We start from the raw sequence: 14,259 nt of genomic DNA on the forward strand, positions 1-14,259 counted from the left end.
AAGGGAGGCTCAAGATGACGATCGCAAACAGATTGAAGGACTTTATCGACGAGAAGGGAATTTCCTACGATACCGTCGAGCACCACCGCACGTCGACAAGCAGGCAGTCCGCCTTAGCGGCACATGTGCCCGGCAGCATAATGGCCAAATCGGTGGTGGTTCACCACGACGGTGGCTATGCGCTGGCCGTGGTGCCCAGCACGCACAGGATCGAGCTCGGCACATTGCAGGACGTCATGCACCAGCGCATTGGGCTCGCCTCCGAGGACGAGGTGGTTTCGCTCTTCGAGGATTGCGACACCGGCGCCATCCCGCCGATCGGCGCGGCCTACGATGTGCCGGTGATTGTCGATGAAAGCCTCGGCAATGCCGGCGATATCTATTTCGAGGGTGGCGACCACAGGACGCTCGTGCATGTCAGCGGCAAGGATTTCCGCAACCTGACCAGCGACGCACAGCAAGCCCGCTTTAGCTACCCGGCTTACTAAGCACTCTTGCCAACCTGCCGCAGCGGCCTCTCGCCGGTGCGGCAGGGCAGAGTTTTTTCAGTCCGCCGGTCTGGTGGAGGCCGGCGATTCCACGACTTTCCGATAGACGTGCCAGGTGGCGTGACCGAGGATCGGCAGCACCACCGCCAGCCCGGCGAACACCGGCAGCGAGCCTATGATCAGGGCGACGGCGACAATCAGGCCCCAGACAGCCATCACGATCGGATTCGCCAGGACCACCCGCACCGAGGTGTGGATGGCTTCGTAGGCGCCGACGTCGCGGTCGAGCAACAACGGGAACGCGACGACCGTGGTGCACAACACGACCGCGGCGAAGACGAAGCCGATCGCGTGGCCAACGATAATCAGCGTCCAGCCGCGCCCGGTGGCGAATATTTCACTGATGAAGCTGGACAGTGATTCCGGCGGGGCTGGACCGAACACCTGCTGATAAAATATCTGCGCGGTCAACAGCCAGGCGACGAAGATCGCAAGCAGCATGATCCCGACCGCCGCGATGGCCGGCAGCGCTGGAGAATTCCTGACCTCGAAAGCGTGGCTCCATGAGGCGTCGAGCCCGGCCTCCCGCCTCCGGCTGATCTCATACAGGCCGAGCGCCGCGAACGGGCCGATCAGCGCAAAACCAGACACCAGCGGAAACAACAGCGGCAACGTGTTGTTGCCCGACGTCCAGACAGCGAGCACGACGCCGACAAGTGGATAAATCAGGCAGAGGAAAACGATGTGCGACGGTTTGACCATGAAATCGTCGACGCCACGCTTGAGCGCGTCGAAAAGGTCGGAAACGCCTATCTTTCGAATTCTGGTGTGCTCCAGCTTCTCGCTGGCGCCTGCAATCACGTGAAAACTTGCCATGACCATTCCTCCAGACCAGGTCCGGTAAAGGTCGCGATTTCACGGTGCTGTCGTTCAGCGTGACTGGCCACGCAAAACCGCGACCTGCACCATGATCAACATACGCTCTTGCATGGCATTTGTCGCCGCCCTTTGTCTGCGGGCACGGCTCCGGTGATCCCGCTGGCTCTAACGGCCTTTCTTCGCTAGTCTCAAAGCTGGGTTGAAGGGTGAAGGTCATGGATGGAAAGACCGTTCTTATACTCGGCCTTGGCATAGTTATTCTGCTGGTGCTGGGATTCTGCGCAGTGCCAACGTGAGGTTTGAGCAGGTTCGGACGCACCTCGTTCAGCAATCGCCGACTCTCAACCCGGCAACAATCCGAGAACATCAGGATTCAATGCAGTCACGAGGCAGGTCATGCCGTCAATTTCCGGCTGACATGACGACACGCATTGCAACGGTGTCGGCAAGCAGCACGGCAAAGATCGCGAAAAGATAGAGAATCGAATAGGCAAACAGCGCCTTTGCGCGTTTCATCTCCCACCCTTCAGCCAATCTTTTGTCGACCAGAAGCTTCCAGGCATGCCAGATGAAACCCGCGCCCAATGCGGCCGAAACAATCCCGTACAATCCGCTCGCGAATCCGACAGCCCAAGGGAGCACGCCGATTGGCGCCAGGATCAGCGAATAGACGAAGATTTGCTTTCTGGTCGAAACCTGGCCGGCCACGTTCGGCATCATCGGAATGCCGGCCGCAGCATAGTCGCCGATCTTGAACAGCGCGAGCGCCCAGAAATGCGGCGGCGTCCAGAGGAAAATGATCAGAAACAGGACGAGACTTTCAACCCCGACGGCGCCAGTGGCGGCCGCCCACCCGATGACCGGAGGAAGCGCGCCCGCGGCACCACCTATGACGATGTTCTGCGGCGTCGAGCGTTTCAGCCACATCGTGTAGATGACGACGTAGAAGAAGATGGTGAAGGCCAGCAGCGATGCGGCGAGCCACCCCACCAGCACGCCGAGCGTCATGATCGAAAGTACGGAAAGCACCATGCCGAAGCCGAGCGCTTCGCCTGGCGTGACCCGGCCTGACGGGACCGGCCGCTTTGAGGTGCGCGACATCAACGCGTCAATATCGGCATCGTACCACATGTTGAGTGCCCCGGCCGCTCCCGCTCCAACCGCAATTGCACCGATTGCAATCACGGCGATGACCGGGTTCATCGCCCCGGGCGCCACCATCAGGCCGACGAAAGCGGTAAAGACAGCAAGCGCCATGACGCGTGGTTTCAAAAGCGCGAAGAAATCACTGACCGTCGCTTCAGAGATCTGGATACCGGTATCCTTGAGGCCGCTTTCCCGAGCCGACATTTCAGGCGACTACCGATTGGCACACGCAATCTGGCCGGCCCATCGGCCGACGGAAGAACCGGGTTACTTCCTGGCGGAAGAACCGGGTTACTTCCTGGTGGAAGAACCGGGTCATTTGGAGAATTGCTTCAGATAGGCGATGACGTTGGCGAGATCCTCGTCCTTCTTGAGGCCGGGAAACGCCATCTTCCCACCTTTGATCATGGCCTTGGGATCGCGAAGATAATTCGTCAGCGTGGCGTCGTCCCATTTGACGCCGGACGCGCCCGCCTCAGTCATGGCTTTGGAATACTTGAACCCGGGATGCGTGCCGGCCGTCCGGCCGATGACGCCGCTCAGCGACGGCCCGACCTTGTTCTGGTCCTTGTCAACGACGTGACAAACCTTGCATTTGGCGAAGACCTTCTCACCGGCGGCGGCATCCTGTGCCTGGGATTGGCTCGTGACAAAGGTCGCAACGGACACGACTGCGAAAAACGCGATTGCACGCATGGCATTTCCTCCCCGATCGCCAAATCTGCCTTGGACGATCTGCGCCTGCCGACACTTTCGCCGTCATGCGCCCCTTGCACGACAGAGCGGAATATCCGCGTCTCCCGCATGGAATTGCGGCATCTACATACCACAAAATCTGGCCGGCAGATAGAAGAAGTCGACCAGCAAGATTGGCGCCGAAGCGACGAGGCAGGCCGATCGGCGTAGAGCGTAACCGGAACGCATACCGGGTAAAGGCGTTAGACCAGCTACGGTTAAACATCTGAAAGATCAAAAATTCAGAGAAGTGTCTATGAACGACAGGAGCGACCTGGAGGTGCGCCACGGCACCCGCACGATCGACGGCGACACCGTCTTTTACAGACAAGCAGGTCCTGAAACCGCGCCGGTGTTGCTGCTTCCGCATGGCTATCCCTGCTCATCCTTCCAATATCGCCGGCTGATGCCGGCGCTCGCCGATCGGTGGCGGACGGTCGCGCCGGATTTCCCCGGCTTTGGCTACAGTGGCGATCCGGCACGGTTCGGTTATGATTTTGATGCCTATGCAACGTTCCTTGAGCGGTTCACCGACGCGCTGGAGCTCGGTAGCTACGCGCTATGGTTGCACGACTACGGCTCGCAGATCGGCCTGCGCCACGCCATAGCGCACCCATCGCGGATCAGGGCCCTGATCATCCAGAATGGCGACATCTACGCCGATGCTCTTGGCCCGAAGTATGAAACGATCCGGCGTTTCTGGCGTGATCCTTCACCAGCGAACCGTGCGCCGCTCGAGCAGGCGGTGAGCGAAGACGGCTTTCGCGCCGAGTTCGTAGGCGAAGTCGATGACGACGTCGCTCGACGCGTCCCGCCCGATCTGTGGAAGTTGCATTGGCCGCTGATGGATACGCCTGTGCGCCGTGCGCTTTCAGTCGGACTGATGGAGAAGCTCAAGGCTAATCTCGACTGGTTCCCTCGTTACCAGGCATACCTGCGCGAGCAGCGGCCACCGGCAATGATCCTTTGGGGACCGAAGGACGAATATATGCCCGAGCCGGCAGCGCGCGCCTATCTGCGCGATCTCCCCGAGGCCGAGCTGCATTTGCTTGACGACGCAGGCCACTGGTTGCTGGAGACCCATTTCGAGGTCGCCCTGCCATTTGTGCGACGGTTTCTGGGCAAGGTCCTGCATTAATCGCCCGCACAACACCGCAGCGGAATCCGCCATCGCTGCCCCATCCTCATGACAACCCATCGAGAGGAGCGCACTCCATGATCGACAACGCCACAATCGCCCGGATCTGGCGGGGAACGACACGCCGTGATCTGGCGGACGCCTACGAGCCATATCTACGCCGCGAAGGCATTCCGCCACTCCAGGAGAAGGCACTTGGCGTGCAGTTGTTTCGCGAGGATCGTGAAGAAGAGACAGAGTTCGTGACGATCTCGTACTGGCCTGACGTCGAAGCCATGGCGAGCTTCACCGGCGGTGACCCGCATAAGATCCATCACCTGCCGCGCGACGAAGAGTTCCTCGTCGAGTTGCCCGAACGGGTCACGGTGATGCGGATCCTCGTCAATCAGTTGCCGCGCGAATAGAGCGGCAACGGTGACGGCAGCGGCCTTGCGACGTCGGCGTCGTCGAGAAAAGGCCGCCTCGAGGGCGGCCTTTCACATCCAGCAGAATGCCGTGTTACTCGGCGTCCTTGGCAGATTTCTTCTTCGGCGCGGGCTTCTTCTTGGGCTCTTCCGCATCGTCGGCCTTGTTGGGGTCGGCCTTCTTTGCTGCGGCTTTCTTCGCCGGCTTCGCCTTGGCCGTCTCGCTGTCCTCGTCGTCGGCCATCAGCTCTTCCTTGCTGACCTTGACGTCGGTGACCGAAATCTGGCTGAGCAGATGGTCGACCACCTTCTCCTCGAACAGCGGCGCGCGCAACGTGTTCAGCGCTTCAGGATTGCTGCGGTAGAATTCGAAGGCTTCCTGCTGCTGGTTGGCCGGATAGCGGCGCACCTGCTCGAGCAGGCCGCGCTGCAATTCCTCGTCCGACACGGTGACGCCGGCCTTCTCGCCTATTTCGGCGAGAACCAGGCCGAGACGCACTCGGCGCTCGGCAAGCCGCATATATTCGGCGCGCGCCTCTTCTTCCGTCGTCTCCTCGTCGGCGAAGGTGCGGCCGGCGGCTTCCAGATCGCGGTTGACCTGGTTCCAGATGTTGTTGAACTCGGCCTCGACGAGCTTCGACGGCGCCTCGAACGAGTAGGCGGCATCGAGCTGGTCGAGCAGCTGGCGCTTGATCTTCTGGCGCGTCATCGAGCCGAACTGGTTCTCGATCTGACCGCGCACCACCTCACGCAGGCGCTCCAGCGACTCCAGGCCGAGATTCTTGGCCATTTCGTCGTTGATCTCCAACGCACCGGGCTGGGACACTTCCTTGACGGTGACGTCGAAGGTGGCTTCCTTGCCGGCAAGATGCGCCGCCTGGTAGTTTTCCGGGAATGTGACCGTGACCTGCCTCTCGTCGCCGGCCTTGCTGCCGATGAGCTGATCCTCGAAGCCGGGAATGAATTCCTTGGAGCCGAGCACCAGCGGCTGGTCCGTGCCGGCGCCGCCGCTGAAGGCTTCGCCGTCGATCTTGCCGACATAGTCGATCGTCACGCGGTCGCCCTCGGCGGCCTTGCCGGTCTTCGGTTCGTAGGTGCGCGCCGATTCGGCGACACGCTTGACCTGCTCATCGATTTCCGAATCCGGCACGTCGAACACCTGGCGCGTCACCTTGATGTCGGAGAAATCCTTGATCTCGATCGGCGGAATGATCTCGTAGTTCAGGCGGAACTCGAAGTCGGCGCCGCCGGCCAGGATCTTCTCGGCCTCCTTCTCGTCCTCGGTCATGATCACTTCGGGCTGCATGGCAGCCTTTTCGCCACGGCCGGTAATGATCGAACGGGTCGAATCGTTGAGGATCTCGTTGACCACTTCGGCCATGAACGACTTGCCATAGACCTTGCGCAGGTGCTGCACCGGCACCTTGCCGGGGCGAAAGCCGTTGATGCGGACCTTGCTCCTGGCATCTGAAAGCCGCGCCATCAGCTTGGCTTCCATGTCACCGGCCGGCACGGTGATCTTGATCTCGCGCTTGAGACCGGAGTTGAGCGTTTCGGTGACCTGCATCATAGAACCTTCGTTTCCGCAGCCAAACGGCTCTTGCCGTTTACAGCCTGCCGGTATGATCTTGCCGGGAATGGCTTTTGGTGCGGGACTTGGCGATCTGTCCACTCAACGCGGCTCAAAATCGTCCAGAAACACGCTCCAAAATGTGAATAAGTCTTTGTTTTTCCGACTTCTTATCACATTCTGCAGAAGTGGATCGTCGCATCCCGTCACATTCGACACGCCTTTTGTCACAGGCGCGGCCGATTTTCAACCATCTTCGCGTCTACAGCGCCGCGCGTCATCTTGGACGCGCACAGGAAGCTGGAGCACCTTGATTTTGGCGCATGATCGCCAAAAATACGATTTTTCGTTTTTCGGGATCATGCGCCGGCGAACGGCCGCTATTTTGACCGCGACATTGACAGAATGATGGCTGCCTGCGGGCAACGCGGATGCGGCGGAATTGCTGGACGCGCTGGATTTTAGGCACCACTCCGACTTGGCTCCCGCTGGTGTAGCTACCCCGAAGTCGTCATCCGCTCAGCGCAGCGGTCCTGACGCAGAGAAGCCCGCCACCTTCCGAGTGGCGGGCCGGCCGCAAGGCCAGGAGAGTGTTGTCAAAGCCTGTACGGCCGATGCGACACTCCCGTTTGCGCAACAGTCTTCTCAGCGGCGTGCGATCAGCAAGCAAAGCTCACGCAGGGTGCGATCGTATGTGCCGCCGCTCCCGAGCACATCCACGCAGCGCTTCTTCATCCGTATCAACTGGCTGCTGGACATCTGCGCGACCACGCTCACGCCAGGAGTCCCGGGTGTTCCAGGAGTCGCGGGTGTGCCAGCAAGGGTCCCACCGCCGACGCCTACACCGACGCCGACCCCGGTCGTCCCACCAACATTGGCACTCACACCCGCTGCAACGAGGCCGGTGCCGCCTACATTTGCGCCTGCGCCAGCAGTGAAACCGCCGGTGCCGCCGGCATTGGCGCCCAGGCCGGCCGTGACACCACCTGTGCCGCCGGCACTGGCGCCCAGGCCGGCCGTGACGGCACGGGTGCCGCCGACATTGGCACCCAGGCCAGCCGTGACGCCACGAGTGCCGCCGACGTTGGCGCCGGCACCAGCGCTAACGCCCCTGCTGCCGCCGATCGACGCACCGGCGCCGGCATTCACCCCGCTTCGGCCGCCGATCGAAGCGCCGACACCCGCGATAATGCGTTTCTTGCTGCCGATCGATTTACCGGCTCCCGTGTTTACCCCGCTGCTACCGCCGATCGAAGCGCCGACTCCCGCATTGACGCCGCCACTGCCGCCGATCGAGGCGCCGAGACCGGCGTTTACGCCGCCTCGGCCGCCAACCGATGCGCCGGCGCCGACGCTAATGCCGCCTGCGCTGGAGGGAAAAGAAAGAGATAAAACAAGTGCACTACAGGCCAAAGCTGCGGCGAAGCTGTTAACGACGTTTGCCATGACACTCTCCTTTGGAAATTACCCCACAGCAGCAGTTTCAAATTTGCTACTTTAGCAATAACGAACCCAGAGAGTGTTTGAATCGCTAACACGAAACAATGTTGCGGTCATGACTTACGGGTAGAAAAATATTCCGAATCAATTTGAAAGAATTTGAATACATCCTTGGGCAGGAAGACCCGGCCGCCGACGAGTTCGTTCGCGCCGCCGTCGCCTACTTTGGACAGAAAGTCCGCGCCGTGCCCCCCGGACACCAATGCGAGGCCCAAAAACCTCGAAAATCTAAGTGTTGAACTTGTGACATGGGTTGTGACATAGACATGTCACGGTGACACGAAGCCAGCGGGTATGGCGGAATTGGTAGACGCACCAGATTTAGGTTCTGGCGTGAGAACGTGGGGGTTCGAGTCCCTCTACCCGCACCACTGTTCCCTCGAACAGTGGATCAAGGTTCCAGTACCGGAAGGCATCGAGTCAACCTGCGAGGCGATCATCGCCATCGCGGCAGCGGCCGGCGTGTGATTTGGCGTGACGATTAATTCTAACCGGGCCGACACTGTCGCACCCCACTGAGGCATTGAGCCCCGATGTCCTCGGCAACGCAGTTGGAAAGGATTTGGAGGGGAGGTAGTTTCTGATTGAAAACGTGACCAAGGCACCAACCCGTTTTACGCTTTGGCAAGCTTGACCAGTACTTCTCAAGTCGCAATCTCCGCGCCGTCTCCTCTTTAACGCAAATCTCTGACGAGCAATACTTGGCACCTTTGAAAGCCACTAGCTCTACATTTGTCTTGTCAGGAGTGCAAAATACGCGACCGACCAGGCAAGCCTTACCCAACGCGGACTCAACGAAGAACCCAACAGTTCCATACGTTTGAAACTTAACCTCGCGCATATAGTCTCTCATCAGCCTTTCCCGTTCGGATGGTTCGACGAGATTCCAGAAGGGTTGGAGCTTAGCCTTCATTGTCGTTTCATATGTCAGACACTTTTCCTTTTCGACCTGCTGTTCCGCCTTCACGAGCATCTTTGAGACCAGCGCTGTGCAATAGCCCTCAGTGTCCAAATCAGGAAAAGGCAACTCCTCCCCTGCACAGGCGAACTGTGCGGCCAGGAGAGCCGCCAAAACCAACAAGACCCGCATCGTACCCATCCCCATGTGTCCGTGAGCCGCCCTAAAGCAGCGGAAGTTGTCGGCAATGCCGACAGAAGCGACGGCCAGCGGGTTCGAGCGTAGCGCAATTGCCGCCAGGGCGGTGCCCGCGCCCCAGGTGATCAAGGCCGACGCTTCATCGCCAGGATTGAGCCGAAGCTCAGCGATTTGCGCTCATTGGCCTCGACGTCGCGCCGCAGCGCGTCGGCCGTCGAGGCGTCGATCAGGTCAGCCTGCAGCCATCGTGCGATATCAGCCCTGACCCGCGACGAATAGCTCGCCATGCCTTTCTCCTCCAGCTTGGTCGTTTCTTCAGCCGACCCGGACAAACCGTTGACGCTACGGCATTTTCCGATTCGGGCCTATCTATGTCGAAGACGAGAATTGCCGGTGATTGTGCATTGCACAATTTGCATTGCTGCTATGCACCGATAGCGCTTTTAAATCGATATGACCCGACCTATCTTCCGGTCGTACACAAAGACGGAATGATCCGGAAGAAAGACGAAACGAGAATACCATGAACCTGATCCGCAACTACCGCAACTGGCGCCGCTACCGGGACACCGTTTCCGAGCTGAGCCGCCTGAGCAACCGTGAACTGACCGACCTCGGCATCAGCCGCAGCGACATCCACTACGTCGCCCGCAAGGCGGTCTAATCCTCTTCGGACCGCAAATGGTCCGAACCAGTTTGACTTGAAAAGAGAACGACAATGAACCTGATCCGCAACTATCGTAACTGGCGCGTTTATCGCTCGACGGTTACCGAGCTGGGTCGCCTTTCGAACCGCCAGCTGCATGATCTCGGCATCGTCCGCGAAGAGATCAAGAGCATCGCCCGCAAGGCGATCTAGTCAGAATTTCGCCAGGGTCGACCTCCTCCCCGACCCTGACGGATACGGTCAGCCTTCACCTCCTCCCGAGGGTTGACCACAAAAACGGCGCCCGCCGCACCTCCTCCCGCGGCGGGCGTTGTTTCCCCCAGGGCGAAGCGATTTCGTCCAAAAGGGTTTCGCCCCCTTTCATCAGGCGAAAGGAATTTCGTCAAAGCCGACCTCCTCCCCGGCGATGGCGAATACGGTCGATCTTCACCTCCTCCCGAGGATCGACCAGCAAAACGACACCCGCCGGATCCTCCCCCGGCGGGTGTTGTTGTTTTTCAGGGTCGACGCACCTAGGAATTCGTTCTGGCGGGGAAGTCCCTGTCGTCAGTCGAGCGCACCGCTTTCCAGCACACCTCGCTTCCTCCACTGGCTGAGCGGAAAAATGTCCGGTGCGCCGCCCATCGGCGCATACCAGGAATCCACCACCCACTCGGTGCCCCTGCGGTCGCTGATCACCGCCGTCCAATGGGGATAGCGCCCGTCGACAAACAAGCCTCGCGAGGCCTTGTCCTCGACCTTGTGGAACCTGAGCAATTTTCGCTCGGCAAGATAGACCAGCAGCGCATGGGTATTGGTCGATTCGTCGACACAATCCATCTGGCCCCGGATGCGCGATGCGCCGAATTCCGACTGCGGCAGATCGCGAATGCCGGTGGCCCGGAGAATGCGCTGCTCGAAATAGCGAACAGCCTTCGAAATAGCCGCACGCTCGGCTTGGGGCGAACCGGCGCCGGCACGCAGGATAGAGCGGAAACGCGCGCCGTCACCGGGGCCAAGCGCCAGCATCGTGCGATAGTTGCAACTGTAGCCGTGGCAGATGGGGATCCGCTTGGAAGCCGTCGCAGCCAGTTCGCCGGCGGCCGCTGATCCGCCTACGGCGATCACGACTGTCAGAAATGTCGCTCTGGCAAAGATCCCAAGCATCCCGTCCATTCTCCGACAGTAGACGATTGCCGCACTTGGCGGCAACGCTGCCGGCTCGTGTAATTGCAATCGCAGCTACAAAGGATTATTTCGGCGCTCATGAACAAGAATTCTATTCACGTCATCGGCGGTGGCCTGGCCGGTTCTGAAGCCGCCTGGCAGGCGGCCGAAGCCGGCGTTCCCGTCGTGCTGCATGAAATGCGTCCCATCCGCGGCACCGATGCGCACAAGACGCATGGATTGGCCGAACTCGTCTGTTCCAATTCCTTCCGCTCCGACGATGCGCAGACCAACGCCGTCGGCCTGCTGCACGCCGAAATGCGGCTGGCCGGTTCGCTGATCATGAGCGCCGGCGACGCGCACCAGGTGCCGGCCGGCGGTGCGCTGGCTGTCGACCGCGACGGGTTTTCCGGAGCGGTGACAAGAAAGCTCGAAGCGCACCCGCTCATCACCATCCAGCGCGAGGAAGTGCCAGGCCTGCCGCCCGCGGATTGGGACCAGGCGATCATCGCCACCGGCCCGCTGACCGCACCTGGGCTCGCCCAATCGATCGCGGAAGTGACCGGGGCCGATGCGCTCGCCTTCTTCGACGCCATCGCGCCGATCGTCCATTTCGACACGATCGACATGGACATCTGCTGGTTCCAGTCGCGCTACGACAAGGTCGGACCTGGCGGCACCGGCAAGGATTACATCAACTGTCCAATGGACAAGGAGCAATATCTTGCCTTCGTAGGCGCGCTTCTCGAGGGCCAAAAGACCGAATTCAAGCAATGGGAAGGCACGCCCTATTTCGACGGCTGCCTGCCGATCGAGATCATGGCCGAGCGCGGCGTCGAGACGCTGCGCCATGGGCCAATGAAGCCGATGGGGCTGACCAATGCGCACAATCCGTCGGTAAAGGCCTATGCCGTCGTGCAGCTTCGCCAGGACAATGCGCTGGCCACGCTCTACAACATGGTCGGCTTCCAGACCAAGCTGAAGCACGCCGAGCAGGTGCGCGTGTTCCGCACCATCCCGGGCCTCGAAAACGCCGAGTTTGCCCGCCTCGGCGGCCTGCACCGCAACACCTATATCAATTCGCCGACGTTGCTTGACCAATCGCTGCAGTTGAAAGCACGGCCCGGGCTGCGCTTCGCCGGCCAGATCACCGGCTGCGAGGGCTATGTCGAAAGTGCCGCCATCGGCCTGCTTGCCGGGCGCTTTGCCGCCGCCGAGCGGTTGGGCCACGCGCCGGCGCTGCCGCCGATGACCACAGCCTTTGGCGCGCTGCTCAACCATATTACCGGCGGTCACATCGTTTCCGACGACGAGCCGGGAAAGCGCTCATTCCAGCCGATGAACATCAATTTCGGCTTGTTCCCTCCGGTGGAAGCGCCGAAAGCCGAGGGAAAACGCCTGCGCGGCAAGGACAGGACCGTCGCCAGGCGGCGTGCTGTGACATCGCGCGCGCTGGCCGCCTGCCGCGAATGGCTGGGGCTGCCTTCCCAGGCGGAAGCGGCGGAGTAGCCCGCCTGTCTGTTCTTGTCGATCGGTCGACAGGAGAGTAGGATTATATCCTACTATAGGGAGCAATTCCATGGAACCCGCCGAGAAACTGTCCGTCACTGTCACGCCCGCCATGGCGCGCATGATCCGCGAAAAAGTCGAGGATGGTACCTTTGGTTCGGCGAGCGAGGTGATCCGCGCAGCACTTCGTGCCTTCCAGCGCGAGGAGGAAGAGCATGCCGAGCGGATGGCGTCGATCAGGGCGCGCGTGAAGGCATCGATCGAGGATACAAGGCCCGCTGTTTCGCTCGAAGAAGCAATCGACAGGGTAAAGAGCCGGATTTCACAACGCGAGCGAGACAATGATGATACAGCGTCTCGCCGTCGCTCTTAGCGAAGAAGCTATTGCCGATCTCGAAGCGATGGCTGCCTACATCCTTGAGAGCAGCGGCAGCGAAAGCATCGCAAATGGTTTTGTCGATCGGATTAAACGACGCTGCCAGAGCATCGGCAATGCGCCTCGGGGTGGCCGGCGCGCGATGACATTGCGCCGGGATTGCGAACAGTGCGGTTCGAGCACTCTGCCATCATCGCTTACGTTGTCGATGACGATGTCGTCCGCATCGTCAACATCTTCTATGGCGGTCGCGACTATGAGGCGCTGATGCGCGATGGCGGATCGAGCGACCCATCGTGACAGACGTCTACGGCTGCCGTGATAGTTCCAGCTTTCCGGATTCCTTCTATGCTTGGCAGCCTTCAGGCGTCCGGCCAGCCTCGCGTCGCGCGGCGCAACAACAGAAAATGCCGGCGCCAGGCCGAGAGCCGCGCCACCTCGTTCAGAGGTGACTGACGAGAGCTTTCCATCTTGCCGAGATAGGCGCGCGACAAGGCCAGCGGCAAAAATGCTGGTCTGAGCGAATCCGGCAACGACGATGCACCGCTTTCGAAAGCTGCAAGATGTTCTTGCGCCAGCGCGATCATTGCGGCGACGGCGCGTTGTGCTCCAGGCCCGTCATCGCCTGCAACGAACTCTTCGGACGACGATCCTGCCGCGGCCAGAATGTCGGCCGGGACAAAGCATTGCCCACGCTTGCGATGCAATGGCAGCAGCAGCAAAAGGCCGGTCATCGCTTGTGCGCAACCTGCCCTGCCCGCAAGTTCGGCGAAACGCGGCGCTTCGACGGGATCGAGCACCATCGCTGCAAGCTGGATGAGCGCCGCTGCTGTCTCGCCGCAATAGCCTTCCAGATCGGTGCGCGACGGCATGGGGTCGTCATAGAGATCGAAAATACGGGCTTCGAGCATGTTCTCGAAGGCGGGCTTCGGCAGGTGATGGGCGGAAATCGTCGCCTTCAACGCGTCGGCGACGGGATGGCCTGTGCCTACCCCGGCGTCCTCGGCGGCGATGACATCGCGCCACCATTGCAGTCGCACCTCGCCGGGCAGTGCCTCGCGGATACGGTCGCGAATGCCTGATATCTCGGCATTGAAGGCATAGAGCGAAAATAGCGCGTCACGCTTGTCCTCGGGCGCATAGAGCGCGCAAACATAGCGATCATGGTCGGCGGCGCGCACCGTTTCCATGACGATTTTGGCGTTTTCGCTCACGTCACTCGACGGCAATCAGCGCGGCGGCCACCGCACGGTTTTCCGCCAGGAGAACATTGTAGGTCCGCACGGCAGCACCAGTCGACATCGGATCGGCCGCAATGCCCGCCGCCTTCAACACAGCACGCAGCGCTGCCGGCAACGGCCTCAGATCCTTGCCGGCGCCGACCAGCAGGATCTCGACCTGGTCAGCCTCGTTGAGCAGCTTGGCGAAATCCGCCGCCGTCAGCGCCAGGGGATCAGCCGGCTCCCAGCCATAGATGCCCGACGGCAGGCACAGGAGCGAGCCGCGATGCGACATGTCGGCGAAACGAAATCCGCCATTGCCATAGGCCTCGATCGGCGCACGGCCGGGGAAATGCGCCTCACGGATGACAATGCCTTTGGTCAT

18 protein-coding genes, 1 tRNA gene and 1 pseudogene are annotated in these 14,259 nt (G+C 60.7%); 10 read left to right on the forward strand and 10 right to left on the reverse strand.

What is annotated here, in order from left to right:
* Positions 1-14: 14 nt before the first annotated feature.
* A complete protein-coding gene (locus AC0L2B_RS06620; protein ID WP_023802548.1) occupies positions 15-488 on the forward strand; it encodes an aminoacyl-tRNA deacylase in 474 nt (157 codons plus the stop codon).
* Between the two features lie 57 nt (positions 489-545).
* Here AC0L2B_RS06620 and AC0L2B_RS06625 read toward each other — a convergent pair whose 3' ends face one another.
* The 3 genes from AC0L2B_RS06625 to AC0L2B_RS06635 form a co-directional block, all read right to left on the reverse strand.
* Positions 546-1,364 carry a DUF2189 domain-containing protein gene (locus AC0L2B_RS06625; protein ID WP_287240598.1) on the reverse strand — a complete coding sequence of 273 codons (819 nt, stop codon included), beginning with the start codon at positions 1,362-1,364 and terminating at the stop codon, positions 546-548.
* 405 nt (positions 1,365-1,769) lie between these two features.
* Complete coding sequence (locus tag AC0L2B_RS06630) at positions 1,770-2,717, reverse strand: heme o synthase (protein ID WP_287240599.1); 948 nt, start codon at positions 2,715-2,717, stop codon at positions 1,770-1,772.
* A 111-nt stretch (positions 2,718-2,828) separates the two neighbouring features.
* Positions 2,829-3,209: a c-type cytochrome gene (locus AC0L2B_RS06635; protein ID WP_091596987.1), complete on the reverse strand. Its 381-nt coding sequence runs from the start codon at positions 3,207-3,209 to the stop codon at positions 2,829-2,831.
* 295 nt (positions 3,210-3,504) lie between these two features.
* On the opposite strand from AC0L2B_RS06635, the gene AC0L2B_RS06640 reads away from it, so the two are divergent.
* Positions 3,505-4,386 carry an alpha/beta fold hydrolase gene (locus AC0L2B_RS06640; RefSeq protein WP_287240600.1) on the forward strand — a complete coding sequence of 294 codons (882 nt, stop codon included), beginning with the start codon at positions 3,505-3,507 and terminating at the stop codon, positions 4,384-4,386.
* Between the two features lie 77 nt (positions 4,387-4,463).
* Positions 4,464-4,790, forward strand: coding sequence for an antibiotic biosynthesis monooxygenase family protein (locus AC0L2B_RS06645; protein WP_287240601.1), 327 nt, complete (start codon positions 4,464-4,466; stop codon positions 4,788-4,790).
* A gap of 94 nt (positions 4,791-4,884) precedes the next feature.
* Here AC0L2B_RS06645 and tig read toward each other — a convergent pair whose 3' ends face one another.
* Positions 4,885-6,357: a trigger factor gene (gene tig / locus AC0L2B_RS06650; protein ID WP_287240686.1), complete on the reverse strand. Its 1,473-nt coding sequence runs from the start codon at positions 6,355-6,357 to the stop codon at positions 4,885-4,887.
* Between tig and AC0L2B_RS06655 the strand changes: the two genes are divergently transcribed.
* Positions 6,335-6,769, forward strand: a complete 435-nt coding sequence (locus AC0L2B_RS06655; RefSeq protein WP_287240602.1) for a hypothetical protein — start codon at positions 6,335-6,337, stop codon at positions 6,767-6,769. The two genes, tig and AC0L2B_RS06655, sit on opposite strands and share 23 nt — an antisense overlap.
* 236 nt (positions 6,770-7,005) lie before the next feature.
* Here the strand turns inward: AC0L2B_RS06655 and AC0L2B_RS06660 are convergent, their stop codons facing one another.
* Positions 7,006-7,806 carry a hypothetical protein gene (locus AC0L2B_RS06660; protein WP_473744662.1) on the reverse strand — a complete coding sequence of 267 codons (801 nt, stop codon included), beginning with the start codon at positions 7,804-7,806 and terminating at the stop codon, positions 7,006-7,008.
* Between the two features lie 342 nt (positions 7,807-8,148).
* On the opposite strand from AC0L2B_RS06660, the gene AC0L2B_RS06665 reads away from it, so the two are divergent.
* A tRNA-Leu gene (locus AC0L2B_RS06665) sits at positions 8,149-8,231 on the forward strand.
* A 116-nt stretch (positions 8,232-8,347) separates the two neighbouring features.
* Here AC0L2B_RS06665 and AC0L2B_RS06670 read toward each other — a convergent pair.
* Together AC0L2B_RS06670 and AC0L2B_RS06675 are read right to left on the reverse strand one after the other, a co-directional pair.
* The gene (locus AC0L2B_RS06670; RefSeq protein WP_473744663.1) at positions 8,348-9,085 is read right to left on the reverse strand and encodes a hypothetical protein; all 738 of its coding nucleotides are present in this window, start codon (positions 9,083-9,085) and stop codon (positions 8,348-8,350) included.
* Complete coding sequence (locus AC0L2B_RS06675; RefSeq protein WP_473744664.1) at positions 9,082-9,243, reverse strand: hypothetical protein; 162 nt, start codon at positions 9,241-9,243, stop codon at positions 9,082-9,084. The genes AC0L2B_RS06670 and AC0L2B_RS06675 overlap by 4 nt, the downstream gene beginning before the upstream one ends.
* A gap of 236 nt (positions 9,244-9,479) precedes the next feature.
* Between AC0L2B_RS06675 and AC0L2B_RS06680 the strand changes: the two genes are divergently transcribed.
* Positions 9,480-9,620, forward strand: coding sequence for a DUF1127 domain-containing protein (locus AC0L2B_RS06680; protein ID WP_006335194.1), 141 nt, complete (start codon positions 9,480-9,482; stop codon positions 9,618-9,620).
* 54 nt (positions 9,621-9,674) lie between these two features.
* Entirely contained in the window at positions 9,675-9,815 is a 141-nt protein-coding gene (locus AC0L2B_RS06685; RefSeq protein WP_023802557.1) for a DUF1127 domain-containing protein, read from the forward strand.
* 354 nt (positions 9,816-10,169) lie between these two features.
* Here AC0L2B_RS06685 and AC0L2B_RS06690 read toward each other — a convergent pair whose 3' ends face one another.
* Positions 10,170-10,769 carry a hypothetical protein gene (locus AC0L2B_RS06690; RefSeq protein ID WP_473744665.1) on the reverse strand — a complete coding sequence of 200 codons (600 nt, stop codon included), beginning with the start codon at positions 10,767-10,769 and terminating at the stop codon, positions 10,170-10,172.
* A 99-nt stretch (positions 10,770-10,868) separates the two neighbouring features.
* Here AC0L2B_RS06690 and trmFO point away from each other — a divergent pair, with 99 nt between their 5' ends.
* The 3 genes and pseudogenes from trmFO to AC0L2B_RS06705 all read left to right on the forward strand — a co-directional run bounded on the left by trmFO (position 10,869) and on the right by AC0L2B_RS06705 (position 12,954).
* Positions 10,869-12,278 (forward strand): methylenetetrahydrofolate--tRNA-(uracil(54)-C(5))-methyltransferase (FADH(2)-oxidizing) TrmFO, encoded by a 1,410-nt coding sequence (gene trmFO, locus AC0L2B_RS06695; RefSeq protein WP_473744666.1) that lies wholly within the window; start codon positions 10,869-10,871, stop codon positions 12,276-12,278.
* A 70-nt stretch (positions 12,279-12,348) separates the two neighbouring features.
* Positions 12,349-12,651, forward strand: coding sequence for a type II toxin-antitoxin system ParD family antitoxin (locus tag AC0L2B_RS06700; protein WP_091596942.1), 303 nt, complete (start codon positions 12,349-12,351; stop codon positions 12,649-12,651).
* Positions 12,623-12,954, forward strand: a pseudogene (locus tag AC0L2B_RS06705) (type II toxin-antitoxin system RelE/ParE family toxin). Before AC0L2B_RS06700 ends, AC0L2B_RS06705 begins: the two are co-directional and overlap by 29 nt.
* 62 nt (positions 12,955-13,016) lie before the next feature.
* On the opposite strand, the gene AC0L2B_RS06710 reads toward AC0L2B_RS06705, so the two are convergent.
* Positions 13,017-13,868, reverse strand: a complete 852-nt coding sequence (locus AC0L2B_RS06710; RefSeq protein ID WP_473512677.1) for a phytoene/squalene synthase family protein — start codon at positions 13,866-13,868, stop codon at positions 13,017-13,019.
* Between the two features lies 1 nt (position 13,869).
* Positions 13,870-14,259: an Mth938-like domain-containing protein gene (locus tag AC0L2B_RS06715; RefSeq protein WP_023802563.1), complete on the reverse strand. Its 390-nt coding sequence runs from the start codon at positions 14,257-14,259 to the stop codon at positions 13,870-13,872.

It is taken from the genome of Mesorhizobium sp. WSM4815 (genome assembly GCF_055811575.1).

Excerpts from the sequence above, each read along its gene's own strand:
- AC0L2B_RS06620 (WP_023802548.1), top strand. The coding sequence starts at position 15 with ATGACGATCGCAAACAGATTGAAGGACTTTATCGACGAGAAGGGAATT.
- AC0L2B_RS06625 (WP_287240598.1), bottom strand. The coding sequence starts at position 1,364 with ATGGCAAGTTTTCACGTGATTGCAGGCGCCAGCGAGAAGCTGGAGCAC.
- AC0L2B_RS06630 (WP_287240599.1), bottom strand. The coding sequence starts at position 2,717 with ATGTCGGCTCGGGAAAGCGGCCTCAAGGATACCGGTATCCAGATCTCT.
- AC0L2B_RS06635 (WP_091596987.1), bottom strand. The coding sequence starts at position 3,209 with ATGCGTGCAATCGCGTTTTTCGCAGTCGTGTCCGTTGCGACCTTTGTC.
- AC0L2B_RS06640 (WP_287240600.1), top strand. The coding sequence starts at position 3,505 with ATGAACGACAGGAGCGACCTGGAGGTGCGCCACGGCACCCGCACGATC.
- AC0L2B_RS06645 (WP_287240601.1), top strand. The coding sequence starts at position 4,464 with ATGATCGACAACGCCACAATCGCCCGGATCTGGCGGGGAACGACACGC.
- tig (WP_287240686.1), bottom strand. The coding sequence starts at position 6,357 with ATGCAGGTCACCGAAACGCTCAACTCCGGTCTCAAGCGCGAGATCAAG.
- AC0L2B_RS06660 (WP_473744662.1), bottom strand. The coding sequence starts at position 7,806 with ATGGCAAACGTCGTTAACAGCTTCGCCGCAGCTTTGGCCTGTAGTGCA.
- AC0L2B_RS06675 (WP_473744664.1), bottom strand. The coding sequence starts at position 9,243 with ATGGCGAGCTATTCGTCGCGGGTCAGGGCTGATATCGCACGATGGCTG.
- AC0L2B_RS06680 (WP_006335194.1), top strand. The coding sequence starts at position 9,480 with ATGAACCTGATCCGCAACTACCGCAACTGGCGCCGCTACCGGGACACC.
- AC0L2B_RS06685 (WP_023802557.1), top strand. The coding sequence starts at position 9,675 with ATGAACCTGATCCGCAACTATCGTAACTGGCGCGTTTATCGCTCGACG.
- AC0L2B_RS06690 (WP_473744665.1), bottom strand. The coding sequence starts at position 10,769 with ATGCTTGGGATCTTTGCCAGAGCGACATTTCTGACAGTCGTGATCGCC.
- trmFO (WP_473744666.1), top strand. The coding sequence starts at position 10,869 with ATGAACAAGAATTCTATTCACGTCATCGGCGGTGGCCTGGCCGGTTCT.
- AC0L2B_RS06700 (WP_091596942.1), top strand. The coding sequence starts at position 12,349 with ATGGAACCCGCCGAGAAACTGTCCGTCACTGTCACGCCCGCCATGGCG.
- AC0L2B_RS06715 (WP_023802563.1), bottom strand. The coding sequence starts at position 14,259 with ATGACCAAAGGCATTGTCATCCGTGAGGCGCATTTCCCCGGCCGTGCG.